The sequence below is a fragment of the Nannocystis pusilla genome (assembly GCF_026626665.1).
GTDB lineage: Bacteria > Myxococcota_A > Polyangia > Nannocystales > Nannocystaceae > Nannocystis > Nannocystis pusilla.
The window spans coordinates 4,215,006-4,239,021 of the sequence record NZ_JAPNKE010000002.1; the positions used below are offsets into that span (position 1 = coordinate 4,215,006).

The following is a 24,016-nucleotide window of genomic DNA, read 5'->3' on the forward strand; positions in this document are numbered from 1 at the left end:
CGACCCTCACTCGGCAGCCTTGAAGGAGTCCGGACGGTGAAGCCAGCGGACGGCCGTCGGCGCGACGGGGCTGTCGCCCTCGGGCGCGCGCAAGGTGAAGCCCTGAAGCTGACGGCGATCGAAGTCGGCCGGCAGCGGCGCGACGATGTTGAGGGTGGTGCCGTGCGGCCGGACGCTGACCTGGGCGGCGACCGGAATGGTGCCGTCGGCGAACTCGAAGTCGACGGTGTGCGTGGCGCTGCGCGGCGCGTCGTCGGCGATCGTGCCCGGCGCGGTCCACCACATCTCCTGGCCGTCGTCGATGGCGCCGAGGAGGAGGCCGCCCTCGGCCCGGTGATCGTCGCCCGGCGCCGGCGCGCCCTCGAGGTCCCAGCCGCTGAGGGTGCGGATCCGCTGGTAGGTCGCGTTCCACTGCCAGTCGGACACCCACGTCGAGCCGCAGTAGCTCATGTAGTCGGAGTGCGTGCTCGGGTGACGCAGGCGGATGTCCTGGATGCCGAAGCCCCACACGCCGATGACGCCGTTGGCGTGCGGGTAGGTGCCGTCGTTGCCCTGCGAGTTGCCGCCGGGGCACTCGATGTGGCGCCGGCCCTGGGTGTGGCCGATCTCGTGGACGAAGGTGTCCGCGGCGCCGCCGTTCAGCTGACCCGCGGCGGCCCGGCGCGAGGCGTCGGACTTGTCGGGCCCGGTGATGTCGGCGGCGAGGCCGACGGTGCAGCCGGACGAGATGCCGCTGCCGCCGCCGATGCACTCGCCGCAGTTGTCGAACAGGCCGTAGTAGTAGACGTTCGGGTCGGCGCCCTCGGCGGTGCGCAGCTGGCTCATCTCGCTGACGAGCCGCGACAGCCCCTGGTACTCGGTCATGTCGAAGGTCACCGGGTACGGCTCGTGGACGGTGAACTCGAGCGACTCGAGCGCGTTCTGCTGGAACAGCGCCCGCTTGAACTCCTCCGCGATCGCGGCGCCGTCGACCTTGGCCTGGCAGGCGCCGGAGTTGTAGTCGACCGGGACGAGGACGACGCGCATGTTGGCGACCGCGTTCTCGACGCCGACGAAGGCGGTGCCGCTGTACGGCGCCTGCGGCGGCATGTCACCCTCGGGGCTGTCCTCTTGGCCAGGTGCCGTCTCCCACAGCGAGATGCTGTACTTGAGGCCAGGTTGGACGTGCTCCGCCTTGACGCCGAACGAGAAGGTGCTGTTGAGGTCGGAGTCGCGCGAGTCGTTCTCGACCAGCAGCTTGGCCTTGTAGACCTTGTCGACGCCGCCGCCCGTGAGGTGCAGCTGCGCCTCGAGCTCGCGCGGCACCCAGCCCTCGGGCAGCTTGACGTAGGCGCGCACCAGCGTGTCGCGCCGCGCCGGCAGGTACGCCACGCGATCGGCCCCGGCGACCTCGCCCCCGTCCCTGCCGATCGCCACCGCCACGCCCGAGTTGGCCTCGACGCGGTCGATGACGATGCCGCCGCGCGCCGGGAACGGCTCGAACGGCTCGCCCGTGGTCGGCTCGGCGGTGGTGTCGCCGGTCGAGTCCGAGTCGGACCCGGCGGCGCTCGTGTCGCCCGTGTCGGGCCCTTCCGTACCCGAGGCACTGACGTCGTCCGAACACGCGGACGCGACCGACAGACAGAAGAGAGGCGCGAGAGCGATGGAGGAGCGCAGCATGTTTCGGAACTTACGTTTTTTTTATGGGCCTCTCAACTCGCAAAACCCCAGCGAACCTGGAAAAACGAGCGCGAAATATGTGAGTCAGCGCGCGATCGCGCCGTTGACAATCGCGCGCCCGAAAGCGCAGTAAGGCCCTCGCCTCGCCCGAAACAGGTCCGAGGCGCGCTGCTTGACAAGCCATCCGCGCACGCGGTCGGGCTGGATCTCCAGCCCGGTTCGAAGAGGGAAATCGGTGCGGTGCCTCGACTCACGTCGCGGCGCCCAGTCCGATGCGGCTCCCGCCACTGTGAACGGCGACGAGACCGGCGACCCCGTGAGGGGACCACTGCGGCCATGGGCCGTGGGAAGGCGCCGGTCGAGGATGACCCGTAAGCCAGGAGACCTGCCGTGTGCCACGTCCGCCCGCGCCGTTCGGCCGCGGCGGGAGGTCGCGGGAGTTCGACCTCGGGCGCGTTCGCGTGGCCCCACTCCTGCGATCCGCATGCACGGCTCCGTGCCGTGACGGCTCTCGTCCTCCGAGAGCCTGGTGAGACGGGAGTTCACTCGCCATCGCCCTCGCCCCCCTCATACCGGGCCTCCGCGGCCTCGTCCGTGCCGTCGTCGCGGCGTTCGTGGTGATCCCGAGCGCCGCCGCGCGCGGCCAGGCGCCCGCGAGCCGCGACGGCCGAGCTGCCGGCGACGCGGCACGATCGAGCGACGAGACGCGAGGCGCCGAGCCCCGCGCAGAGAATCACTCGCCGGCGCGCGAGCCCGCGACGTCCTCTTCCCCGCGATCTCGCAAGCGCGGCGTCGCCGGGCCGTACCGCACCGTGGTGCGCGCCGGCGAGGGCGACGGCCTCGACGCGCAGCGCCGCCTCGACGCCCAGCGGCCCGGGTTTCACACCGCGATCGAGCTGGCCGCCGAGCGCGGCGCGCGGTCGGCCGACGGTCTGCCCGAGATCCTCGCGCGCAGCGCCGGCGCCACCGTGCGCAGCCTCGGCGGCCTCGGGCAGTACTCGGCGCTGTCGCTGCGCGGCTCGTCGGCGCAGCAGGTCGCGCTGTTCCTCGACGGCGTGCCGCTGTCGGCCGGCAGCGGCGGCGTGGTCAACCTCGCCGACCTGCCGCTCGACGCTCTCGGCGCGGTCACCATCTACCGCGGGCTGGTGCCGATCGCCTACGGCGGGGCCGCGCTCGGCGGCGCCGTCGACCTCGGCTCCGACCTGCGCTGCGCCCCCGAGCCGCGCCTGCGCGCGGTCGTCGGCGCCGGCTCGTTCGCCGCCCGCGAGGCCCGCGTCGGCGCCACCGTCCGCTGCGCGCCAGGCCTTCGAGACATGTCCGTAAAAACATGTCCCATACGCCATCCGCGGCGCACTGCCTCGACGTGCGCGCCGGCTACACCGGCGCGGCCGGCGACTTCCGCTTCCACAACATCGGCGAGACCCCCCTCGACGCGAGCGACGACCGCCTCGACCGCCGCGTCAACAACGGCTACGACCGCGCCCTGACCCAGGTGGCCGTCCACGGCCGCGTCGGCGACCTGCGCTACAGCGTGCAGGAGCTGGTGTTCGTCAAGGAGCAGGGCGTGCCGAGCATGGCGACCGGGGCCCAGGCCCGCCACACCCGGCTCGGCACCGTGTCGGCGCGGACGGTCGCGCGGGTCCGCCGGACCTGGTCGCAAGGTCATGTCGAGGGCGTGTTCGGCGTCCTCGCCGAGCAGGTCCGCTTCCGCGATCCGGTCGGCGAGATCGGCCTCGCCCGCGACGACCAGCGCACGCGCGCCCTCGACCTCTACGCCTCGCCGCGCGGCCGCGTCCGCGTGTGGCGGGGCGCCGAGCTCGGCCTGGTCGCCGACGTGCGCGGCGAGCTCGTCCGCGTCGACGAGCGGGCCGCCTCCGCCGGTCCGCTCGGGGCAACGGGCGATGCGGATCGGCGGCGCGTCGCCGGTGGCCTCGGCCTCGAGCTCGACCAGCGCCTGCTCGCCGGCCGCCTGCAGCTCGCCCCCGCGGTGCGGCTCGACGTCCTGCGCAGCGCTTTCGCGGTCCCGGCCGGCCAGGGCGAGCAGAGCGACGAGGGCCGCGACCACACCAGCGTCGGCGTGTCGCCGCGGCTCGGCATGCGCCTGTCCCTTCGGCCAGGTCTCAGCCTGCGCGCCAGCGCCGGCCGCTACTTCCGCCCGCCGACCCTGGTCGAGCTGTTCGGCGATCGCGGCTACGCCGTCGGCAACGAGGGGCTCCGACCCGAGCGCGGCACCGGCCTCGACGGCGGCCTCGTCGTCAGCACCCCGCCCGCGCGCACCAGCCTGTACGCCCACGCGGCCGGGTTCGTCACCTGGTCGGAGGACCTGATCGCCTGGACGCAGACCGGCCCGTACCTGCGGCCGACCAACCTCGATCGCGCCCGCGTCGCCGGCCTCGAGGCCGCGGCCGCGCTGCGCCTCCTGGGCGGCGACCTCGAGCTGCGCGGCAACTACACCCTGCTGGCCACCCGCAACGGCAGCGCCGAGCCGTCGATGTTCGGCCAGCCGCTGCCCGGTCGCCCGCGCCACGAGCTGTTCGTGCAGGTCGCCGCCGGCCACGCCTACGACCTGCGCGGCCGCGAATTCATGCCGCGCCTCGGCGCCACCGTCGAGCACGCGGCGCGGACCTTCCTCGACCCGAGCGGTCGCTTCGAGGTCCCGGCGCGCACCCTCGTCGGCGCCTTCCTCGAGCTGCACCTGCTCGCGCGGATCCACCTCGCCCTCGAGGTCCGCAACTTGCTCGGGGCGCGCGTCGCCGCCTGGCGGCCGCCGGTCGCCGGCAGCCCGACGGTGACCGTCCCGATCAGCGACTTCTTCTTCTTCCCGCTCCCCGGCACCAGCCTCTGGACCACCCTGCGCGTCGACCTCCAGCCGCCGCGCCGCCCGCGAACCACCGAGAGACCGTCATGATCAGCCGCCCCGCCCTCCTCACCACCGCCCTCGCCCTCGCCGCCTGCAACCCCGCCACGGGCGACACCGACAGCGACACCGACACCGGCGCCGACACCGATGGATCTGGCACGACGGACATGTCCCCGACGACAGGCGAGGCGCCGGTCGTGGTCGAGCTCGACGCCCCGTGCGACTTCGGGCCCGACGACGCGACCGAGCTCGCGCTGGTGACCAACGACTTCGTCGCCCCCGCCGGGCTCGGGCGGGTCGCGGTCGGCGACCTCAGCGTCACCGCCGACATCCTGCCGGCGACCACCGACACCGTCCTCGGCGCGACCGCCGACTGGCTGGTCATGGTGCACCGCTTCGGCCAGAACCGCATCGACGTGGTCGACCGCGCCGGCGAGTGGTTGCTGCGCGGCTCGGTCGACGTCACCCACCCGGCCTCCGACGATCCCAACCCGCAGGGCGTCACCTTCGCCGCCGACGGCCTCGCCTACGTGCCGCTGTTCGCCGCGCCGGCGGTGCAGATCTACGACTTCACCGCCGCCGAGTCGTCGGCCTGGCTGCAGGGCGAGATCGATCTGTCCCCGGTCGCCGACGCCGACGGCAGCCCCGAGGCCGGGGTCGCGCTCGCGTGCGGCGGCGTGCTGTTCGTCGGCGTCCAGCGCCTCGTCGACTTCGCGCCGGTCGACAGCAGCTACCTCGTCGCCGTCGACCTGGCCGGGCGCAACGTCCTCGACCTCGACGACGCGACCGAGGGCGTCCAGGGCATCGCCCTGCTCGGCCCCTACCCCAAGCAGCTTCGCCGCGACCCCGCCGACGCCAGCGGCCACACCGCGCTGGTCCTGACCTCCGGCGTCGAGCGCGTCGACCTGTCCCGCGGGACATCCGAGTGGGCGGTCGCGCCCGAGGTCCTGGCCGCGGCCGGGATCGACGGCTTCGACCCGCAGGCCTTCGTGCTCGCGCAGGACGGCGCCTCGCTGTTCCTCACCGCCACCGACGGCGAGTTCCCGAGCGCCGCGGTGTTCCAGGTCGGCCTCGACGGCGGCGAGCCGGCCGCGCCGGTCAAGGTGATGGAGGGGCTGAGCTCCGGCGAGAAGATGCTCGAGCGGCTCGGCGGCGACCTGTGGATCGGCGACGCCGACGCGGAAGGCCCGCGCGTCCGCGTCTACGACCCCGCCACGCAGAACGAGCTGCTGGGCGACGGGCTCAAGACCGCGGTCGCGCCGTGGACCTTCATCCCTCTGCCCTGAGAGCCAGGTCCTCATGCACATGTCCGTTCGCACCTGTACTTTCGCGCTGGTCGCCGCCGCCTGCGACGTCGGCGGCGCGCCGGTCGAGGAGGGCCCGCCGCCCTCCGACGCGCCGACGCCGATCGCCGGCTGGCCGCGCGAGGTCGGCGCGTGCGTCGGCGAACCGCCCGCCCCGACCCGCTTGCTGGTGACCACCACCGACTTCGCCACCGGGGGCGTCAGCGCGGTGACTCTGGCCGACTTCCGGGCGGACGCCGACGTCGCGCTCGGCAGCACCGACGCCAAGCCGTTCTGGTTCGGCGGCCTGGCCTACGTGCTGCACCGCTACGGCCTCGACGCCCTGGACGTGCTCGACCCCGACGACGGCTTCCGCCTGCTGGCCCAGCGGGCCATCGTCGCCGAAGACCCCGCGGTCGTCAGCGCCAACCCGCACGCGCTGGTGGTCGGCGAGGACGGCCGCGGCTACGTCTCGCTGTTCGGCGCCCCCGAGGTGCAGGTGTGGGACCTGGCCGATGAGACAGATCCCAGGTTGACCGGGCGCATCGACCTCGGCCGGCTCGCGGACGCCGACGGCAACCCCGAGGCCTCGGACCTGCTGCTGTGCGGCGGCGTGCTGTTCGTCGCCGTCGACCGCGTCGACCAGGACGCGGGCCTGGTGCCGAACGAGCCGCGGGCTCGCCTCGCCGCCGTCGACCTCGAGAGCGGCGCCGTCCACGACGTCGATCCACAAACGCCCGGGGCCCAGGGCCTGGCGCTGCTCGGCGCGTGGGCCCGGCAGTTCCGCCTCGATCCCGCCGACCCCACCGGCCGCACCGCGCTGGTCCTGACCACCGGGCTGGAGCGCGTCGACCTGTCCTCGGGGACATCCGCGTGGGCGGTCAGCGACGCGCGCCTGCAGGCCGCCGGCCTGACCGACTACCGCCAGCCGCAGGCCTTCGACCTCGGCCCCGGCGGCGCCGACGTCTACCTCGCCGCTTACCGGGCCGACTTCGGCGAGCTGGCGCTGTTCCGCGCCGCGCTCGACCGCGACGAGCCGCTGGTCGAGCTCGCGGCCGGTTTGCAATCGGTCGAGCAGAGCCTCGAGGTCGTCGGCGACATCCTCTACTTCGGTGACCGCGCCCACGGGACGTCGGGCCTGCGCGCGTGGGACCTGCGCCAGGATCCGCCCGCCCCGCTGCCCGGCGCCCCGCTCGCGCTCGGCCTCGCCCCGTACGCGGCCGTGGCGATCCCGTGAGGGCCATGCCCGCGGTCCACGAGCGAGACCCGGCCTGGCGCCTCCTCGTCGGCGCGCGCTCACGCCGACCGCGCGACCTGCCCGGCGCTCCGCTCGCGGCGGGCGAAAGGGTCGAAATGCCGCGCGCGCGGCACTAGACTGCCCGCGGTGCCGCGCGGCCTCGCTGTCCTTTTCGCCCTGTCTGCTTGTACAGGTGCGCCCGCGCCCGCGCCCGAGGCCGGCGACGTCCCCGCGCGCCGGATCGTCTCGCAGACCATCCTCGCCGACGAGGTCCTGTGGGCGCTCGGCCCGGCCGCGCAGGCCCGCGTCGTCGGCGTCAGCGCGCTCGCCGACGACCCGCGCTACTCCGGCGTCGCCGGCGTGTGGCCGCCCGCGACCCCGCGGCGCGCGCTCACCTCCGAGGGCCTGCTGGCGCTCGAACCCGACCTCGCGATCATCGCCAGCTTCACCTCGCCCGAGGTGCGCGAGCTGCTGACGAGCCACGGCGTCCGCCTGCTCGAGTTCACGAGCTTCACCGGCTTCGCCGACTACCGCGCCCACGTGCGCCGGCTCGCCGCGGTGGTCGAGGACGCGCCCGCGGGCGAGCGCCTGCTCGCCGACCTCGACGCCCGCCTCGCCCGCCTGGCCGCCCGCCGCCCCGCCGCCCCGCTGGCCGCGATCAGCTGGGGCGACGGCCACGCCGCGGCCGGCGGCACCAGCTTCGACGACATCGCCGAGGCGGCTGGCCTTTCGAACCTGGCCAAAGAGAAAGGTCTCGAAGGACATGTCCCATTGGCCCTCGAGCTGATGGTCTCGTGGGACCCGCCGGTGATCGTCATCGGCTGCCCGGCGCCCGAGCCCGACGATCCGGCCTGCCCCGCCGCCGAGGCGGCCGTCGCCGCGCTGCCCGGGGTGCGCGCGACCGCGGCCGCGCGCAGCGGGCGGATCGTCGCGGTGCCCGGGCGCGCGCTCGCCAGCACCGGCGAGGGGATGGCGCGGGCCGCGGAGATCTTGCAAGATCGCCTGCTCGCGGAGCGGCCGTGACGCGCACCACCTGGCTGGCCGCCGCCGCGATCCCGCTCGCGCTGCTCGTGTCTCTCGGGACAGGTCCGGGGGACATCGGCCTCGGCGAGGCCCTGGGCGTGATCGGCCGCCGCGTGGTCGGCGACGATCTCGGGCTGCGCGGCGCGATCGTGTGGGATCTGCGGCTGCCGCGGGCGCTGCTCGCCGGCCTCGTCGGCGCCGCCCTCGCGGCCGCGGGCGCGCTGTGCCAGGGCCTGTTCCGCAACCCGATGGCCGATCCCGGGGTCCTCGGCGTCAGCTCCGGGGCCGCGCTGTTCGCCGTCGTCGGCCTGCTGTTCGGCCTCGACCGCGCCGGGATGTGGGCGATCCCCGTCGTCGCCGCCGTCGGTGCCGCCGCGGCCATGGTCCTCCTGCTCGCGGCCGCCGGACGACAGGCCAGCCTCGCCGTCCTCCTGCTCGCCGGCGTCGCGCTCGGGGCCCTGTGCTCGGCGCTGATCACCGTGTGTCAGGCCCTCGCCTCGCACCAGTGGGACTTCGGGCTGAAGGTCGTCTACTGGCTGATGGGCAGCTTCGAAGGCCGCAGTGGCCGCACCTGTCGTGGGCCGTGCCCCCCTGCGGGCTCGGGCTCGCGCTGGCGCTGTGGCTGCGGCGCGATCTCGACGCGCTGCACCTCGGCACCGACGCGGCCGCCTCGCTCGGCGTCGACCTGGCGCGCCTGCGCCTGCTCGTCGTCGTCGCCGTGGGCCTGCTCGTGGGGGCCGCGACCGCGCTGACCGGCGTACTGGCGTTCGTGGGCCTGGTCGCGCCGCACGTCGCTCGCATGTCCTCGGGGCCAGGTCATCGCCGGCTCGTCCCGCTCGCCGCGCTCGTCGGCGCGAGCGCGACCATCCTCGTCGACGCGATCGCACGCTCGGCCAGCGGCGTCGTGATCCCTCCAGGAGTGATCACCAGCCTGGTGGGCGCGCCGTTCTTCTTGTGGTTGCTGCGGCGTCGTGGCCTGCGCGGACTGGGCGGCTGAGCGCGACGGTTGCACATGCATCGTCGTCGCGTGTCCGCGCGTCGATCGGACGAACGCGGTCAACTGACCGCACCGCAGCACGCGCACGCCGATCCGCGTGACTTTGTCTGAGCCAGAGCATGCGTTCCTGAGCTGCGCGAGGGTGGCGTGTTCGAGGCGCGTAGCGACGCATGCGGCTTTAAGACCACGGCGATGATGTGCGCGACGTCGAAGTCGCTCCACATACAACATCTTGGGTTTACGCGCGCTGCGCTGTCCACAACTTGTGCCTGCAGCAAAGCGGACGCGCGGACACAGACGAGCGACTGTCACATTCTCACGCCGGTCGCTCGTGCACATGCACGCGACTGACGCGGCCGCACGCTCGCGCGCGCGGCAATTCCTGCACGCCCGCACTGGACGGACCACCGCTTTCGGTTTCTTCTTGTCGGCCTGATGAGCCAAGGCGCCGAACCACCTCAGCGAGCTCAGCGGAGACGAAGGAGTGTTGCGGAATGAGATTGGTGCAACTGACAGCTCTGGCGTACATCGTCGCCGTCGTCACCGACGTCTTCGACGACGGAGCCAGCGCGGAAGCGGCCCACGAGGTCCGGTACGACGACCACGGCGACTTCGACGGCGACCTGAGCACAGCCGGCCGGACCGGCCCGAGCAGCCTGGACGAAGTTCTCAAGGCACCCACTCGCGTCGCTGCGCCGCTGGCTCCTGTGCCGGCGGCGACCGACGCGGACGAGACCGCGCAGGCCGCCGACCGCGCACAGATCCAGCAGTTCCTACCTCGGCAGTGCGTTCACAGCGTCGACGAGCAGCGCCCGCGGCTGACGCGGAACGAGCAGAAACGGACCTATGCCGTGCTCGCCCACGTCGTCAAGCGGCTCAAGGCCAGCGACGATTTTCTCAAGCTGCTCCAGCTGGTCGCCGCGCGCGAGTCGAGCCTGCAGCAGGGGCTCGTGCATCGCCTGTCACCTGACCTGGAGGCCAGCCTACAAGCGTGGCGCAAGACCGCCAAGCTCTACGAGGGCAACCCGCACCACGCCGAACCCGAGCACTGGCAGACTTACGGCCTATTCGGCATGAACTCCAACTACTTCACGCAGGTCTGGGACAACCAGGCCGACCCCCGCGTCCTGTGCGACGCGATCGTCGACATCCTGGTCTACCGGCGCGCCGTCGCCCGCGTGATCAAGAAGGCGGGATCTGCCATCGAATGCACCGACGCCGCCGGCCGCACCTATCGGCACACGACGCGTGCGACCTGGGAGTCGGTGCATCGAGCCGTCAGCGGCGGCAAGCTGTGCCCGAGCAAGAACGAGAACGTCGCCGCGATCATGGGCAAGTACTTCCGCGGGCGCGCGGCCAAGTTCGGGCTCGACCCCGACAAGCCGGTCACCCTCAAGATGCTGGGCGTCGAGCCGGCGAAGGGCCTCGACGGCGCCGCCTGGGCCGACCAGGAGGCCATCGTCATGGGGCTGTGGGCCGAGCTGGAGGCCGAATGGGCCGAGAACCCGCCGGACGCCCCGGAGCCGGTGAAGATCGCGCGCACCGGTTCCTGACCGCCGGACGGCGCCCGCGCACCCGGACCGGCGTCGGACCCGGCCGCGCGGCCTGGCCCCCGAACGCCCGTACGGCCCCCGTCCGCCGCCCCGGCGGCCCCGGTCGCGGGCGCGCGCCCTCCCCGCTGGCGGACGGGCGGCGCGCCCGCTATCTTGTGCCTGTGCTCGCTCGTACGTTGCACCTTAACTTATGGATGTTGACTGCGGCCGTCGCCGCGGCGGGATGTGACCCTTCGGACAGCTTCGGTCCGGAGCCCGGCCCGTCGGCGAAGCCAGGACCTGCGCTCGCGGCCCCCGAAGGCGGCGGCCAGCTGTGCGGCGACGACATCGAGCTCGACCTGCGGCGCTCGTTCGTCCTCAGCGAGTTCACGGTGATGGAGCCCTTCACCTTCACCCGGGTGATGCAGCAGATCCTGGACACCAGCCCGGCGCCCGCGGTCACGCCGACGGTCCTCTACCAGCGCTGGTGGGACTTCTTCAACGAGAAGCCCGGCGTCCACCCCGACGCCTTCCACTGCGACGACGAGCTCGTCGACGGCGCGCCGGCCATGGGCGCCTTCCCGCACGCCTGTCCGCGCCCCGAGGGCCGGCTTGCCGACACCGACCCGTTCAGCGACCCGCAGAACAACTTCGACTCGTACATCGCGCTCGGCGTGTTCAACCGCTTCGACCTCGCCCCGCTCGACGGCAGCACTGCGGCGAGTACCGCATCGTGTTCGCCAAGCAGTCCGGCCTGTTCGACCCCAACGATCGCAACCTCATCATCTTCGAGGCCGCGGTGCCGAACCCGAACCCGAGCTGCGGCATCGAGGGTTGCCGGCCGATCGCGCAGTTCTGGGCCGACCTCAGCCAGATCGACGACATCACCGAGATCCGCGACCGCGTCGAGGACTTCTACTTCGTCGACGCCGCCGGCGCGGGCCCGGTCGTGCACGCCGACAACTACGGCCCCAGGGGCGGACAGATCCGCACCAACATGTTCATGAACGGGCCCAACGCCTGGCAACTGCGCCAGTTCGAGTTCGTCCACGACTGCGGCGGCTCGGCCTGCATCAAGCCGACGCTGCTCAAGGACAACCCGTTCCCCGAGCTCTTCCAGGACGACTCGCCGTGGCCGGGCGCCGAGGCGTTCCAGGAGTGGTTCGTGCGCCAGGTTCCGAACCTCGAGAAGGCCGGCAGCAACCTGTTCTTCACCACCGACGTCGGCACCTTCGCCTCCGGGGCCAGCAACTCCGAGGGCGAGTTCGACAACTACCGCATCCAGTCCGGCTTCAGCGGCTCGTTCCGCCAGAAGGTCCAGGACGCGATCACGCTGCCCGGCCTCACCGCCGACAACATCATCAACCGCGCCCTCGCGCTGTCGTGCGCCGGCTGTCACGAGCACAACAACTTCGGCGAGAACCTCGACTTCGGCGACGGCCTGCCGTGGGAGCCGAGCCTCGGGTTCGTGCACATCAGCGAGGAGTTCACCGCCGAGGGTCCGTTCGGCACGCGCTTCCCGCTGTCCGACGCGGTCCGCTTCGTGTTCCTCCCGCACCGCGGCGAGGTCATGCAGAACTTCCTCAGCGAGACCGCGTGCGAGCCCTGCACCGACAAGGGCGTCAAGCAGTTCGGCCCGCCCGACCCGAGCAAGTTCTTGCCCGACGGCTTCGACAGCGTCGAGGGCATGACGATCGGCGGCCCGCGCAGCTGCCACTGAGCGCGCTCGCCCTGGCGCCGCCCCGCGCGCGTGGCCACGCCACGGTCGCGTGCGCTCCGGCGCCGCGCGTCTTTGTCGCGCGATCGCTCGCGCTCCGGCGGCGTCGTGCGGCGCCGTCACGCGTTCGCGTGCGCTCCGGCGCCGCCGCGCGTGACCGTCATATTTCGGTCACGCGCCGTCACGCTCGTCGCGCACACACGCCGGCGTCAGCCGCCTGCGGCCCGCGGGAGCGAAGCGGAGCCGGCCTCGCGCGACCGCGTGACGCGACCTGGCCGGGTGGGACCTGCGTGTTAGACTGCGCCGCCGGAGGACCCGCAGTGGTCAACGCCTACATCTCAGGGACAGGTTCCTACGTGCCGCCGCGGGTCGTCAGCAACGACGCGCTCATCCACGAGTTCGGCGTCGACACCACGCACGAGTGGATCGTCCAGCGCACCGGCATCGAGGCCCGCCGGTTCGCCGAGGCCGGGGTGGGCACCGCCGACATGGCCGTCGAGGCCGCCCGCGCCGCGCTCACGGAAGCCGGCCTCGCCCCTCACGACCTCGACCTCATCATCGTCGCCACCCTCTCGCCCGAGCACGCCTTCCCCGGCAGCGGCGTCTACCTGCAGCGCAAGCTCGGCCTGTGCGAGGGCGACGACGCCAAGTTCGTGCCCGCGCTCGACGTCCGCAACCAGTGCTCGGGCTTCCTCTACGGCCTGTCGACCGCGGTCGCCCACGTGCGCGCCGGCATGGCGCGCCACGTCCTCCTGGTCGGCGCCGAGACCCACTCCGCCGCGCTCGACCTCTCGCCCGAGGGCCGCGGCGTGTCCTCCCTGTTCGGCGACGGCGCCGGCGCCGTCATCGTCTCCGCCACCGACGAGGACCGCGGCGTGCGGGGCGTCTACCTCGGCGCCGACGGCCGCTTCGCCGAGGTCCTGTGCCAGAAGATCTGGGACATCCGCCAGCGACCCTTCATCGCCAAGAACCCCGACCGCAGCGGCACTGTCCCGGCGGACATGTTGTGGGCGAGCATGGACGGCAAGGTCGTGTTCAAGCACGCCGTCGCCGCCATGGTCGGCTCGCTGATGCGCGCCTGCTCGACCCTGTCGGTCGACCTGCAGGACATCGACCTGTTCTTCTTCCACCAGGCGAACCTGCGCATCAACCAGTTCATCGCCCAGCAGCTGCAGATCCCCGAAGAGAAAGTCCCCCACAACATCGAGCGCTACGGCAACACCACCGCGGCCACCATCCCGCTGCTGCTGGCGGAGAGCGCGCGAGACGGGCGCCTTGTGCGCGGTAAGAAGGTCGCGATGGTCGCGTTCGGCAGCGGATTCACCTGGGGCGCCGCTATCGCCGACTGGTGAGCGCCTGCACAGCGCCTCTCGCTAAAAACCGATCAGGGTGAGGGCGTGGTACGCCGCGCCGCATTGCTCCTCGTCCTCGCCGTTCTCGGGTGTGCCCCGACGACGACGACGCAGGCGCCGCCGGAGCAGCCCACGGCCCGCGTCGAGCCCGAGCCCGCGCGGACCCAGCCGCGCCGACCGCCGCCGCCCGCGTTCGTCCAGGCCCTCGCCGAGCTCGAGCGTAACCCCAACCTCTGCCTCCGCCTCGTCGGTCCCCGTGCGGAGCCTGTCCGAAAAGCCATGTTGCGAGCCGCCCGCGGCCGCATCGACGAGGCCCGGATCGTCGCCGAGACCGCCTCCACCGAGCCGGTCGTCCGCAACGTCGAGTTCCAGTTCTTCGTCGCGCCCACCACCGCGCCTGGCGGCGACGTCGGGCTGCACACGATTCACGCGTACATGCCGCAGTGAACACGTGTCCGTCTGGACATGCCCGAAAGGTCATGGCCCGGCGGACATTTCCTTGTGAGCATGTCCGCGGGGACATCTCCAGCTCGCCCCGCCGCCTGCGAGGCCGGCGCCGACAGCCTCGGCGCCTCGTCCACCATCCGGCGCCGTGCCCCCGGTCCTCCTCGCCGTGCGCCCCCGATGACACCGCTCCCCGGCGTTCCGCGCCTCCGCGGTCGTCTCGCCGTGTGAACCCGATGACGCGCCCGCGGCGTCCGCGGTCGTCCTCGCCGGGCGCTCCCGATGACGCGCTCGCCCGCGGCCTCACGCCTCCGCCTCACGGCCCGCTCAGGTAGTCCGGCGGCACGTGCTCGACCAGCCAGACCCCGTTCTCGGCCCGGTAGAACACGAAGCCCGCGTCCACCATCGCCGCCGCGTCGATCTTCAGCACCGCAGGGCGGCCGTGGCGAGCGCCGACGCGGTGGGCCGTGACCGCGTCGGCCGACAGGTGCACGTGGTGGCGTCGCATCTTCAGCAGGCCCTCGCGCAGGATCGCCGCCACCGAGCGCTCGCCTGTCCCGTGGTAGAGGATCGGCGGAGGCGCCGCCGGGACCAACTGCAGATCGACCGCGACCGTGTGGCCCTGGTTGGCGCGGATCTTCGTCTTCGTCTCGTCGAACGCGAAGCGCTGCTTGTCGCTGGTGCGCACCACCTCCTCGAGCTGCGCCCGCGAGATCGGCCGCTGCTTGCGGGCGCAGGCGGCGAGCAGCGCCTCGACCGTGACCCATCCGCCGGGCTCGAGCTCGAGGCCGAGGCCCGCCGGATCGTGGCGCAGGTGCAGCGAGAGGAACTTGCTGAGGCGGACCCGAAGCTCGCGTCCATGGCCCGCCACGATCGTCGATCCGGCGCCGGCGGCAAACCCCTGACAGGCCTGTCGCGCGATCCGGCGGGCGCCCGGGCACAGGCGTCGCGCGATCTCCCGCCCGAACCGGGCGACCGCACCAATCCCCTGTCATTTCAAGGACATCCAGCGCGGGCCCCGTCGTTGCAAACCTGGGTTGGCACGGGCGGCACGCCGCTTCCTCCGCTTCCTGGCGAGTCGCCCGACCTTTGGCTTACTTGGCTTGACCACTGGCTTATCGAAGAACTTAGCCCTCTCTTAACTTAGCCCTCCGCCATCCGCACCACCCCATCGGGTCGAGCCACGCTCGGCCCGATGCTCTTTGGTCGCCTGACGGCGTCCGCGCCGGGATTTTCGGCTATCGTCATGGGCCATGGCCACCGCGCTCCGCGGGACGTGCGTCGGCGCGCTCCTCGTCCTCGCCTGCGATCCCCCGCTGCCGCCCGAGCAGACGGCCCCGCCCGCGGTCCCCGATCTGGCCGCCTGCGAGCCGGTGGCCGAGGGCGAGTGGCCCGACGCGTGGGCCGAGGCCGAACACGAGGTCCTGGCGCGGATCAACGAGCTGCGGGCCGAGGGCGGCAGCTGCGGGACCCTGCAGTTCTCGCCCGCGCCGCCCCTGCGCATGCAGCCGGCCCTGCGCTGCGCCGCCCGCCTGCACACCGCCGACATGATCGAGCGCGAGTACGTCAGCTCGGTCGACCCTGACGGCCTCGGCGTCGGCAGCCGCCTGGCCGGCCTCGAGTACAACGCCGCGACCTTCGCCGAAGTCGTCGCGGTCGTCACCGAGGACGCCGTCGACGAGCTCGACGACGCCGCCGACGTCGTCACCGCCTGGCGCGACAACCCGACCAGCTGCTGGCAGCTCTACGCCCGCGAGCTCACCGAGGTCGGCGTCGGCGGCCGCGAGGCCACCTACATGGCCAAGGAGGCCGAGGAGCCGCAGCGCGCCGCCTACTGGACCCTCACCCTGGCGGCCCCGCGCTGACGCCCCGCGCCGCCTCTGCTACCCTGCCGCCATGACCTCGCGCGGCCGTCGGATTACCTGTCTCTTCGCACCGGTCTGTACGGCCATGTTCCTGGGGACAGCTTGCAGCGACGACGGCGGCGCGGCGACCGACGACGCCACCGCGGCGGTCACCGCCAGCCCCACCTCCGATCCCACCACCGATCCCACCGGCGACACCACCGACGACACCACCGGCGGCAGCGCCGAAGACCCGGCGTGGATGACCCCGTACTGCTACACGGTGGCCGACAAGAAGTGGCTGGCCGCGTGGATCGAGCACGAGCAGCAGGTGCTCGAGCGGATCAACGCCGCGCGGGCCGACGGCGCCGACTGCGGGAGCATGGGCAGCTTCGGCCCCGCGCCCGCGCTGAGCATGGAGGTGCGGCTCCACTGCGCCGCGCGCAAGCACTCGCAGGACATGGCCGAGCGCGGCTTCTTCGACCACGTCAACCCCGACGGCCAGGATCCCTTCGACCGCATCGAAGAGGCCGGTTACACCGGCTGGGCCGCGTTGGGCGAGAACATCGCCGCCGGCTCCGACGACCCCGGCATGACCGTCCAGGGCTGGCTGGGCAGCGACGGCCACTGCGCCAACCTCATGAACCCGCAGTACACGCACACCGGCGTCGGCTTCTACGAGGGCACCGGCGACCTCACCTACTACTGGACCCAGACCTTCGGCGCCCTCCTGCCGTGAAGCGGCCTGACCCCGCCCCGCCGCGGTGCTATCCTCGCCACCCATGGCCCGCACCCGTCGCAGCCTGCTCGCCGGCGCCGCCGGCCTCTGCGCCGCAGCCGCGACCCGACCGCTGCGGGCCCAGGAGCCCGGCCTGTTCGGCCCGCTCGGCGGCGACGAGTTCCGCGAGCCGACCGCCGTCCTCACCGTCGACCTGCCGCAGCTGCAGTACCCCGGCAAGTGGAACCCGCGCCCCGGGGCCATGCGCGAGCTCGCCGTCGAGCTGCGCCTGCGCACCCGCCTCGAGCCCGTGCGCGAGCCCAGCATCGTCACCGCCGACTCGCGGCGCCTGTTCGACACCCCGTTCCTCTACGTCGCCGGCGAGGGCAACCTGCCGCCGCTCGGCGCCGCCGCCGAGACCGCCCTCGGCCGCTTCCTCGACCTCGGCGGCATGATCGTGTTCGACGCCGCCGACGGCGGCGCCGACCTCGGCTTCGAGAAGGACGTCACCGCCCTGCTCGGACGGATCTTGCCCGGCGCCGCGCTCACCCGCGTCGCCGCCGACCACGTCCTCTACCGCTCGTTCTACCTCGTCGAGACCCCGCTCGGTCGCACCAGCACTTTCGACCATGTCCTCGGGATCCACGAGGAGGGCCGGCTCAAGGCCCTGCTCGTGCGCAACGACCTCGGCGGCGCGCTGGCCCGCGGCGAGTCGGGCCTGTTCACCTGGCCGTGCGTCCCCGGCGGCGCCGACCAGCGCGAGTGGGCCTTCCGCTTCGCCGTCAACATCCTCCTCTACGCCACCTGCACCGACTACAAGGCCGACCGCGCCCACGTCGAGACCCTCCTCCGCAACCGGCGGTGGCGCTGAGTTCCCATGGAGCGCTGGCGCATCACCGCGGGCCACGTCCCCGGCCCCTTCGGCCTCGTGCTGGTGCTCGTCGCCGTGGTGTTGGCGATCGCCGAGGCCGCGCGGGCGTACCGTAAACCTGTCCCCGGGGTCAGCCCGCGCCTGCGCGCCGCCCTGTTCGCCCTGCGCTGCGCCGGCGCCCTGTGCCTGCTGGCGGTCGCGCTCGAGCTCTCGCTGAGCTTCGAGACCACCAGCGCCGCCGGCCCGCGCCTGGTCGTGCTGGTCGACGACAGCGCCAGCATGGGCGTCGCCGACGCCGAGTCGCCTGGCTCAAAGGCCATGCGGCGGATCGATCGCGTGCGCGAGCTGTGGCGCCGCTCCGAGCCCGCGCGCGCCGCCTGGAAGGAGCAGGGCCTGGCGGTCCAGGTGCGCCGCTTCGGCGAGGGCAGCGAGCCGCTCACCGGCGACGCCGAGGCCACCCTCGACCTCGCCGCGCGCCAGCCCGCCTCCGACCTCACCCGCGCCTTCGCCGAGCTCGCCGCGATCGACCCCGCCGTCGACCCGCGCCCGCTCGCCGGCGTCATCGTCATCAGCGACGGCCTGTTCGATCGCGCCGACCGCGGCGCCGACGACCCGCTGGTCCTCGCCGCCCGCGAGCTCGGCGTCCCGGTCACCGCCGTCGCCGCCGGCGCCCCGCACCTCGTCGACCTCGCCCTCACCGAGCTGCGCGCCGGCGAGTTCGCCTTCGTCGAGAACGTCGTCGAGTTCTCCGCCGACATCGAGGCCCACGGCCTCGAGGGCACCCGGACCGAGGTCGTCCTGCGCCGCGACGGCCAGGTCGTCGCCACCGAACCATTCGTCGCCCCCGCGAGCGGCATCACCACCGTCCGCTTCGAGGTCGCCCCCGACCGCGTCGGCCAGTTCGTCTACGAGATCGAGGTCCGCCCGGTCGAGGGCGAGGCCAGCCCGCACAACAACCGCCGCGCCTTCGTCGTCAAGGTGTTGCGCGACAAGGTCCGCGCCCTGCACGTCGCCGGCCGGCCCGACTGGGACGTCCGGGCGCTGCGCACTCTGCTCGGCCGCGACCCCAACGTCGAGCTGCTCAGCTACTACATCTTGCGCGGGGCCGACGACGCCGACCGCGAGGATCCGTTCGCCCCGCTGTCGCTCATCGCCTTCCCCACCGACGAGCTGTTCAAGGAGCAGCTCGGCAGCTTCGACCTCGTCATCCTCCACAACTTCGACGCCCTCAACCACCAGGTCGGCCGCTACTTGCCCGACATCGGCCGCTACGTCGAGGAGGGCGGCGCCCTGGTGATGATCGGCGGCGACATGGGCCTCGCCACCGGCGACTACCCGGCCCCGGCGCTCTCGGCGGTGGTCCCGGTCGACCTGCGCGTGCCCACCGGCCTCGACACCGAGGCCTTCAAGCCCGCGGTCACCGACGCCGGGCGCCGTCACCCGATCACCGCGTGGATCGATCACAGCGGCCTGTCCGATTGGTCAGCCTTGCCGCCGCTCGACAGCTACAACCCGGCCAAGCTCGCGCGTCACGAGGCCCAGATCGGCAGCGCAGTGCTGCTCCGTCACCCCGAGGGCGGCCCGCTGCTCACCATCGCCGAGCCCGGCCGCGGCCGCGTCCTCGTCCTCAGCACCGGCGCCAGCGGCGCCTCGGCTTCCACGCCGACCTCCCGATCGTCGACGGCGCACGCCCCTACGATCTCCTGTGGCTCGGCGCGATCCGCTGGCTCCTCCGCGACAGCGCCGCCGATCGCCTCACCCTCGAGACCGACCGCCCGACCTACCTCCTGGGCGCCCCGATCACGCTGCGAGCCGCCGCGCTCTCGCCCTCCTACGCCCCCGAGGCCGGCGTCGAGGTCGGCTGGCGCGTGCAACCACTCGGGCGCGCCGCCGACGACCCCGGCGCCGATCCCAACGCCCCCGTCACGATCCTGTCCCAGGGGACATGGACCACCGACGCTCTCGGGCGGGCCAGCGAGACCCTCGGCGGCGGCCTCTCGGTCGGCGCCTACGAGGCCGTGGCCCAGCGCGCCGGCGGCGACGAAGCGGCCGCCGCCCCGCAGCAGGCGCGCCGCGTCTTCCTCGTCCAGGCGGCCGGCCGCGAGCTCACCCGCCTCGCCAGCGGCCCCGGCGACGAGCGGCTGGGCCGGCTCGCCGAGGCCACCGGCGGCCGCTTCTTGCGCGCCGCGGGCGACGACCTGCCTGCCGCCCCGCCGCTCGCCCCCGATCGCCAGGACCGCGAGCGCGTCGACAGCCGGCGCGACATTCCGGTGTGGAGCGGCGGCATCGCCATGGTCTTGCTCGTGATCTGCCTCGGCGGCGAAGTCCTCGTGCGCCGCCGGATCGGCCTCGCCTGAAGCGCACGCGCCCCCCTGGCTGCGGCCCCTGCATTGTCGCGGCCGTCTCGGCTAAAGTCCCCGGCCGATGCCCTCTCGCAGCAAGCCGCCCGCCGACGACGACCGCACCCCGCCGGGGCGGGTCTCGCGGCACATCCAACCGCTCGGCCCGCGCGTCCTCGTCCGCGTCATCAAGAGCCCCGACCGCAGCGAATCCGGGCTGTTCCTCCGGCTGGCGCGAAGGACAGCCACAGCGAGGCCTTGCTCGCCGAGGTCGTCGAGGTCGCGCGCACCATGCCCAAGCCCGGCTTCGTGGTCGACGACGACGACGACGACGACGAGCCCAAGGCCGACCTCGGCGAGAACGTCAGCGGCATCCCGGTCGGCGCCCAGGTCCTGTTCGCCAAGGATCAGGGCATCGCCGTCCCGTGGGACGAGAGCCTGCGGATCTTGAGCGTGCGCCACGTGCTCGCCATCGTCGACATCATCTCCGAGGATCACCTGCAGTGAAGCGCCGCGCGCCGCGTCCGGAGCACCCCGCCCTCCCCGCGCCCGCTCGCCCGCGCGACGCGCTGACGGCCTCCCGCGCGCAGGAGCAGCGCGACGCCTCGCCCGGCGGCGCCCCCTATATCAACCTGTCCTCCGGGACAGCCCGCTCGAAGAAGCGGCGCTCGCTCGCCGCGCTCGTCGGCGGCCTCGGACTCCTCCTGTCCTTCGGGACAGCCCGCGCCCAGGAGCCGCGCGCCCTCGATCGCGCCGCCTCCGACGGCGTCGACCGGCCGATCAAGGACTACTCCGGCGAGGGCGACGCCAGCAGCATCGAGCTCAACCCTGCCTTGCTCTCGGGCGTGCAGGGCCTCGACCTCGTGATCATGGGCTACCGCTCCGTCAGCCCGTTCACGCGCGGCGGCGGCCTCGGCGGCTTCATGAGCTTCAACCTCGGCTTCGGCCTCGCCACCGGCATCGGCGTGCAGGCGCTGCGACCCGGCTTCGGCGGCGGCTACCCCGACCCGTTCGCGGCGCGCAACCCCGACGCCACCAAGATCTCGTGGGCCCTCTCGGGCGGCGACGGCAAGGTCGCCGCCTTCGGCCTCGGCGTCCACTGGCTGCGCAACGACGGCCTCTTGCGCGCCCCCGACCTCGACGTCGGCCTCCTCTTCCGGATCCGCAACTACGCCTCGGTCGGCGCGGTCGCCCGCTTCGGCGCCGCCGACCTCCGGCCCTACGGCGACCTCGCCAGCGAGCTCTCGATCGTCGGCGAGCTGGCCGTGCGGCCGCTCGGCACCCGCACCCTCGAGCTCGCCGGCGGCGTGCGCGGCCGCTTCCGCGCCGACCAACCTGGCCTTCAGGTCAGCCAGTGGGACAACCTCGGCGCCCTCCCGCGCGGCCGGATCGCCGTGCGTCACAAGGCCTCGAGCTCGCCGCCGAGGTCGAGCAGGTCCGCGTCCACGCCCTCGATCCGTCGACCTACAACTTCGTGCGCGCCGACAAAGCCGTGCGCGGCTCGGTCCAGCTCGCGGTCGCCTGGGACTTCATGAAGGTCAGCGGCGGCGTCCATGCCGGCCTCGGCGAGGGCCTCGACGGCTTCGGCCTCGCCGCCCGCTTCTCCACCGCCCGCCAGGGCCGCGTGTTCTGGCCGCGCCTCGTCGACGTCGAGCGCGTCGACATCTCCGCCATCAAAGGCGAGCGCCACCTCCTCGGCCTGCTGCAGCGGCTCGAGCGGGCCGAGAAGGCCGGCAAGCGCACCATCCTCCTCGTCGACGCGCGCAGCACCGGCCTCGGCTGGGCCAGCCTGCAGGAGGTCCGCAGCGCGCTGGTGCGGATCCGCAACGCCGGCGGCCACGTCTTCGCCTACCTCGAGGACACCAGGCTCAAGGACTACTACCTCGCCAGCGCCGCCGAGCAGGTCTACCTCCACCCCGCCGGCGAGCTCGCCACCTTCGGCCTGTCCTCCACCACCTTCTACCTGCGCGGCCTCCTCGACAAGCTCGGCGTCCAGGTCGAGGCCTTGCACATCGACGAGTACAAGTCTGCCCACGAGATGTTCTCGCGCACAGGTCCGTCCGACAAGGATCGCGAGCAGCGCGAGGCCCTCCTCGACGACACCTTCGCCCAGGTCACTCACGACATCGCCCAGGCCCGCGGCCTCAGCGTCGCCCAGGTCCGCGACCTCGTCGACGACGCCCCCTACGGCCCCGACAAGGCCGAGGCGCTCGGCCTCGTCGACGCGGTCGTCTACCGCGACCAGGTCGTCGAGAAGATCGGCGACGCCGTCGGCGCGCGCGTCAAGTTCGCCCAGTTCGACGACACCGAACCTGACCCGAAGACCTGGTCGAGCGCCCCTACGTCGCGGTCGTCCTCGTCGAGGGCACCATCGTCGACGGCGAGAGTCGCACGATCCCCTTGCTCGGCACCCAGTTCACCGGCGGCGACACCATCGTCGCCCAGCGCGGGCCGTGCGGAACGACCCTGCATGTCAGGGCGTCGTCCTGCGCGTCAACAGCCCCGGCGGCAGCGCCCTCGCCTCCGACCTGATCTGGCGCGAGGTCTCGCGCACGCACGAAGCGTGGAAGAAGAACCCGCGCAAGAGCCCGCCGATCGTCGTCTCGATGGGCGACGTCGCCGCCAGCGGTGGTTACTACGTCGCCGCCGGCACCGACCACATCTTCGCCCAGCCCACCACCCTCACCGGCTCGATCGGCGTCGTCAGCCTGCACTTCGACATCAGCGGCCTCTTACAAAAGCTCGGCGTCGCCACCCACACCTTCAAGCGCGGCAAGAACGCCGACATCGCCGGCTTCTACCGCCCCTTCACCGCCGACGAGCGCGCCCGCATGGACGCCTCGATCCGCCGCGTCTACGACCTCTTCCGCAAGCGGGTCGGCGACGCCCGCGGCAAGACCCTCGAGCAGGTCGACGAGCTCGGCCGCGGCCACGTCTACTCCGGCATCGACGCCAAGGAGCTCGGCCTCGTCGACGCCTTCGGCGGCTTGCGCGAGGCCGTCGCACTCGTACGCCAGCGCAGCGGCGTCGGCGACCGGCGCGAGCTCCAGCTGCGCATCCTGCCTGTCCGCAAGACCATCCTCGACCTCGTCCTCGACCTGCTCGGCCCCGAGCGCGGCGACAAGGGCCTGCGCGGCCGGATCCAGGCCCGCCGCGACGCCGAGCCCCCGCTCCCCCTCGTCCTCACCACCGCCTTCGCCCGCCTCCCCTCGCGCTCCTGTTCCTCCCGCAGGACCAACCGAGCGCCCTCATGCCGGTCATCCACGCGATCGAGTGACGCGCGCCTCGATGCAAGTCGCGCGCGCATCCACCCGTCCACGCGCGTCTGCGACGGCTCGCATCCCCTCGCGCTCTCGGGCAACCTCTCGGGTGATGCCCACGAGCAAGCTGCGGCGGATCGAGATCGCGCAGTTCCGTGACGTCGAGCCCGGCACCGAGCGGTGCTTCGCTGTCGGTGATCGCCATTCCGACACCACCACTCTGTTGACGCTGCTCTCGGTGGCCAGCGGGCTCGACCGCAGACGCGGCCTCGCCGGCGCTCTCGACGCCCGCGACCTCACCACCGCTGCCGACTTCCACGACTTCGAGTTCGGCGGCAATCTCCGCCACCACGTGCGTGGCTTCACCTTCACGATCACGCGCAGGGACGGCCGTGTCGTCGCGCACGACTACTCGCCTTCGAGCAGCGCCTCGTCGGGCTTCTTTACTGTCTCGCCTGCAACCTCGCCGTCGTCTTCGCCGAGAGCTGCCCAGCGGCCAGTCCGGGCGGCAGCTCGCCGCGCTCGGCGACGCCGGTTCTTCCTCGCCTTCCGCGATCCTGCGCCGCTCCGGCAGCCCTCGCGCCCGCGCGCAGCATCGACTGCACGCCGCACCCACCTGCCCTGGCGGCACGCGCCTCGCGGCATCCACGGCCGCGCCGCCCCGCGCGACCTTTCACCCGTGCGAGGATCGCCGTGAGCGCGCCCAGCGACCGTCTCCTTGCCCGTGAATCACGCGCGCGGACCTCGGCGGCTCGCCTCCGGCGCGCCCCCACGCGCGGCTGCCTTCGTCTGGCGCGCCCGCGGCCGCTCGCGCAAACTCCAACGGCCGCATGAGCACGCGCCTCGCAAGCCTGGCCCTCTGCCTCCTCGCCTGCAACGC

The 24,016-nt window shown here is 73.1% G+C and carries 19 protein-coding genes, 2 pseudogenes and 1 riboswitch; of the genes and pseudogenes, 19 read left to right on the top strand and 2 right to left on the bottom strand.

Going from position 1 to position 24,016, the window contains the following annotated elements; all coding sequences use genetic code 11:
- Nucleotides 1–6 precede the first annotated feature (6 nt).
- The gene (locus OV079_RS18545; protein WP_267770137.1) at nucleotides 7–1,659 is read right to left on the bottom strand and encodes a hypothetical protein; all 1,653 of its coding nucleotides are present in this window, start codon (nucleotides 1,657–1,659) and stop codon (nucleotides 7–9) included.
- A 176-nt stretch (nucleotides 1,660–1,835) separates the two neighbouring features.
- Nucleotides 1,836–2,066, top strand: a riboswitch (cobalamin riboswitch).
- A 207-nt stretch (nucleotides 2,067–2,273) separates the two neighbouring features.
- On the opposite strand from OV079_RS18545, the gene OV079_RS56050 reads away from it, so the two are divergent.
- The 10 genes and pseudogenes from OV079_RS56050 (at nucleotide 2,274) to OV079_RS18595 (ending at nucleotide 14,107) form a co-directional block, all read left to right on the top strand.
- A complete protein-coding gene (locus tag OV079_RS56050) occupies nucleotides 2,274–3,146 on the top strand; it encodes a TonB-dependent receptor (protein WP_267770139.1) in 873 nt (290 codons plus the stop codon).
- Between the two features lie 86 nt (nucleotides 3,147–3,232).
- On the top strand, nucleotides 3,233–4,567 hold the full coding sequence (locus OV079_RS18555) for a TonB-dependent receptor (protein WP_267778593.1): 1,335 nt from the start codon (nucleotides 3,233–3,235) through the stop codon (nucleotides 4,565–4,567).
- Nucleotides 4,564–5,805, top strand: coding sequence for a hypothetical protein (locus OV079_RS18560; RefSeq protein ID WP_267770141.1), 1,242 nt, complete (start codon nucleotides 4,564–4,566; stop codon nucleotides 5,803–5,805). Before OV079_RS18555 ends, OV079_RS18560 begins: the two co-directional genes overlap by 4 nt.
- 19 nt (nucleotides 5,806–5,824) lie before the next feature.
- On the top strand, nucleotides 5,825–7,039 hold the full coding sequence (locus OV079_RS18565) for an LVIVD repeat-containing protein (protein WP_267770142.1): 1,215 nt from the start codon (nucleotides 5,825–5,827) through the stop codon (nucleotides 7,037–7,039).
- Nucleotides 7,040–7,186: 147 nt separating this feature from the next.
- The gene (locus tag OV079_RS18570) at nucleotides 7,187–8,062 is read left to right on the top strand and encodes an ABC transporter substrate-binding protein (RefSeq protein WP_267770144.1); all 876 of its coding nucleotides are present in this window, start codon (nucleotides 7,187–7,189) and stop codon (nucleotides 8,060–8,062) included.
- 47 nt (nucleotides 8,063–8,109) lie between these two features.
- A pseudogene (locus OV079_RS18575) lies at nucleotides 8,110–9,059 on the top strand (FecCD family ABC transporter permease).
- Nucleotides 9,060–9,562: 503 nt separating this feature from the next.
- Nucleotides 9,563–10,612, top strand: coding sequence for a hypothetical protein (locus OV079_RS18580; protein ID WP_267770146.1), 1,050 nt, complete (start codon nucleotides 9,563–9,565; stop codon nucleotides 10,610–10,612).
- A gap of 712 nt (nucleotides 10,613–11,324) precedes the next feature.
- A complete protein-coding gene (locus OV079_RS18585; protein ID WP_267770147.1) occupies nucleotides 11,325–12,311 on the top strand; it encodes a hypothetical protein in 987 nt (328 codons plus the stop codon).
- 317 nt (nucleotides 12,312–12,628) lie between these two features.
- Nucleotides 12,629–13,660: a 3-oxoacyl-ACP synthase III family protein gene (locus tag OV079_RS18590; RefSeq protein ID WP_267770148.1), complete on the top strand. Its 1,032-nt coding sequence runs from the start codon at nucleotides 12,629–12,631 to the stop codon at nucleotides 13,658–13,660.
- A gap of 45 nt (nucleotides 13,661–13,705) precedes the next feature.
- The gene (locus OV079_RS18595) at nucleotides 13,706–14,107 is read left to right on the top strand and encodes a hypothetical protein (RefSeq protein WP_267770150.1); all 402 of its coding nucleotides are present in this window, start codon (nucleotides 13,706–13,708) and stop codon (nucleotides 14,105–14,107) included.
- A 313-nt stretch (nucleotides 14,108–14,420) separates the two neighbouring features.
- On the opposite strand, the gene OV079_RS18600 is transcribed toward OV079_RS18595, so the two are convergent.
- Nucleotides 14,421–14,975 (bottom strand): RNA 2'-phosphotransferase, encoded by a 555-nt coding sequence (locus tag OV079_RS18600; RefSeq protein ID WP_267770152.1) that lies wholly within the window; start codon nucleotides 14,973–14,975, stop codon nucleotides 14,421–14,423.
- Between the two features lie 382 nt (nucleotides 14,976–15,357).
- On the opposite strand from OV079_RS18600, the gene OV079_RS18605 reads away from it, so the two are divergent.
- The 9 genes and pseudogenes from OV079_RS18605 to OV079_RS18640 all read left to right on the top strand — a co-directional run bounded on the left by OV079_RS18605 (nucleotide 15,358) and on the right by OV079_RS18640 (nucleotide 23,833).
- Nucleotides 15,358–15,969, top strand: a complete 612-nt coding sequence (locus OV079_RS18605; RefSeq protein WP_267770154.1) for a CAP domain-containing protein — start codon at nucleotides 15,358–15,360, stop codon at nucleotides 15,967–15,969.
- Nucleotides 15,970–16,000: 31 nt separating this feature from the next.
- Nucleotides 16,001–16,687, top strand: a complete 687-nt coding sequence (locus OV079_RS18610) for a CAP domain-containing protein (RefSeq protein ID WP_267770155.1) — start codon at nucleotides 16,001–16,003, stop codon at nucleotides 16,685–16,687.
- 43 nt (nucleotides 16,688–16,730) lie between these two features.
- On the top strand, nucleotides 16,731–17,537 hold the full coding sequence (locus tag OV079_RS18615; RefSeq protein WP_267770156.1) for a DUF4159 domain-containing protein: 807 nt from the start codon (nucleotides 16,731–16,733) through the stop codon (nucleotides 17,535–17,537).
- 6 nt (nucleotides 17,538–17,543) lie between these two features.
- Nucleotides 17,544–19,844, top strand: coding sequence for a hypothetical protein (locus OV079_RS18620; protein ID WP_267770157.1), 2,301 nt, complete (start codon nucleotides 17,544–17,546; stop codon nucleotides 19,842–19,844).
- A gap of 290 nt (nucleotides 19,845–20,134) precedes the next feature.
- A complete protein-coding gene (locus tag OV079_RS18625) occupies nucleotides 20,135–20,383 on the top strand; it encodes a hypothetical protein (RefSeq protein ID WP_267770158.1) in 249 nt (82 codons plus the stop codon).
- Nucleotides 20,380–21,411: a hypothetical protein gene (locus tag OV079_RS18630; RefSeq protein WP_267770159.1), complete on the top strand. Its 1,032-nt coding sequence runs from the start codon at nucleotides 20,380–20,382 to the stop codon at nucleotides 21,409–21,411. Before OV079_RS18625 ends, OV079_RS18630 begins: the two co-directional genes overlap by 4 nt.
- Nucleotides 21,408–22,088: pseudogene (locus OV079_RS58145) on the top strand (S49 family peptidase); the annotation flags it as partial. The gene OV079_RS18630 and the pseudogene OV079_RS58145, both read left to right, overlap by 4 nt.
- 241 nt (nucleotides 22,089–22,329) lie before the next feature.
- Entirely contained in the window at nucleotides 22,330–23,295 is a 966-nt protein-coding gene (locus OV079_RS18635) for a S49 family peptidase (RefSeq protein WP_267770160.1), read from the top strand.
- Nucleotides 23,249–23,833 carry a hypothetical protein gene (locus OV079_RS18640; protein WP_267770161.1) on the top strand — a complete coding sequence of 195 codons (585 nt, stop codon included), beginning with the start codon at nucleotides 23,249–23,251 and terminating at the stop codon, nucleotides 23,831–23,833. Before OV079_RS18635 ends, OV079_RS18640 begins: the two co-directional genes overlap by 47 nt.
- The last annotated feature ends 183 nt before the right edge of the window (nucleotides 23,834–24,016 follow it).

Excerpts from the sequence above, each read along its gene's own strand:
- OV079_RS18545 (WP_267770137.1), bottom strand. The coding sequence starts at position 1,659 with ATGCTGCGCTCCTCCATCGCTCTCGCGCCTCTCTTCTGTCTGTCGGTC.
- OV079_RS18615 (WP_267770156.1), top strand. The coding sequence starts at position 16,731 with ATGGCCCGCACCCGTCGCAGCCTGCTCGCCGGCGCCGCCGGCCTCTGC.
- OV079_RS18610 (WP_267770155.1), top strand. The coding sequence starts at position 16,001 with ATGACCTCGCGCGGCCGTCGGATTACCTGTCTCTTCGCACCGGTCTGT.
- OV079_RS18620 (WP_267770157.1), top strand. The coding sequence starts at position 17,544 with ATGGAGCGCTGGCGCATCACCGCGGGCCACGTCCCCGGCCCCTTCGGC.
- OV079_RS18605 (WP_267770154.1), top strand. The coding sequence starts at position 15,358 with ATGGCCACCGCGCTCCGCGGGACGTGCGTCGGCGCGCTCCTCGTCCTC.
- OV079_RS18560 (WP_267770141.1), top strand. The coding sequence starts at position 4,564 with ATGATCAGCCGCCCCGCCCTCCTCACCACCGCCCTCGCCCTCGCCGCC.
- OV079_RS18565 (WP_267770142.1), top strand. The coding sequence starts at position 5,825 with ATGTCCGTTCGCACCTGTACTTTCGCGCTGGTCGCCGCCGCCTGCGAC.
- OV079_RS18640 (WP_267770161.1), top strand. The coding sequence starts at position 23,249 with ATGCCCACGAGCAAGCTGCGGCGGATCGAGATCGCGCAGTTCCGTGAC.
- OV079_RS18555 (WP_267778593.1), top strand. The coding sequence starts at position 3,233 with ATGGCGACCGGGGCCCAGGCCCGCCACACCCGGCTCGGCACCGTGTCG.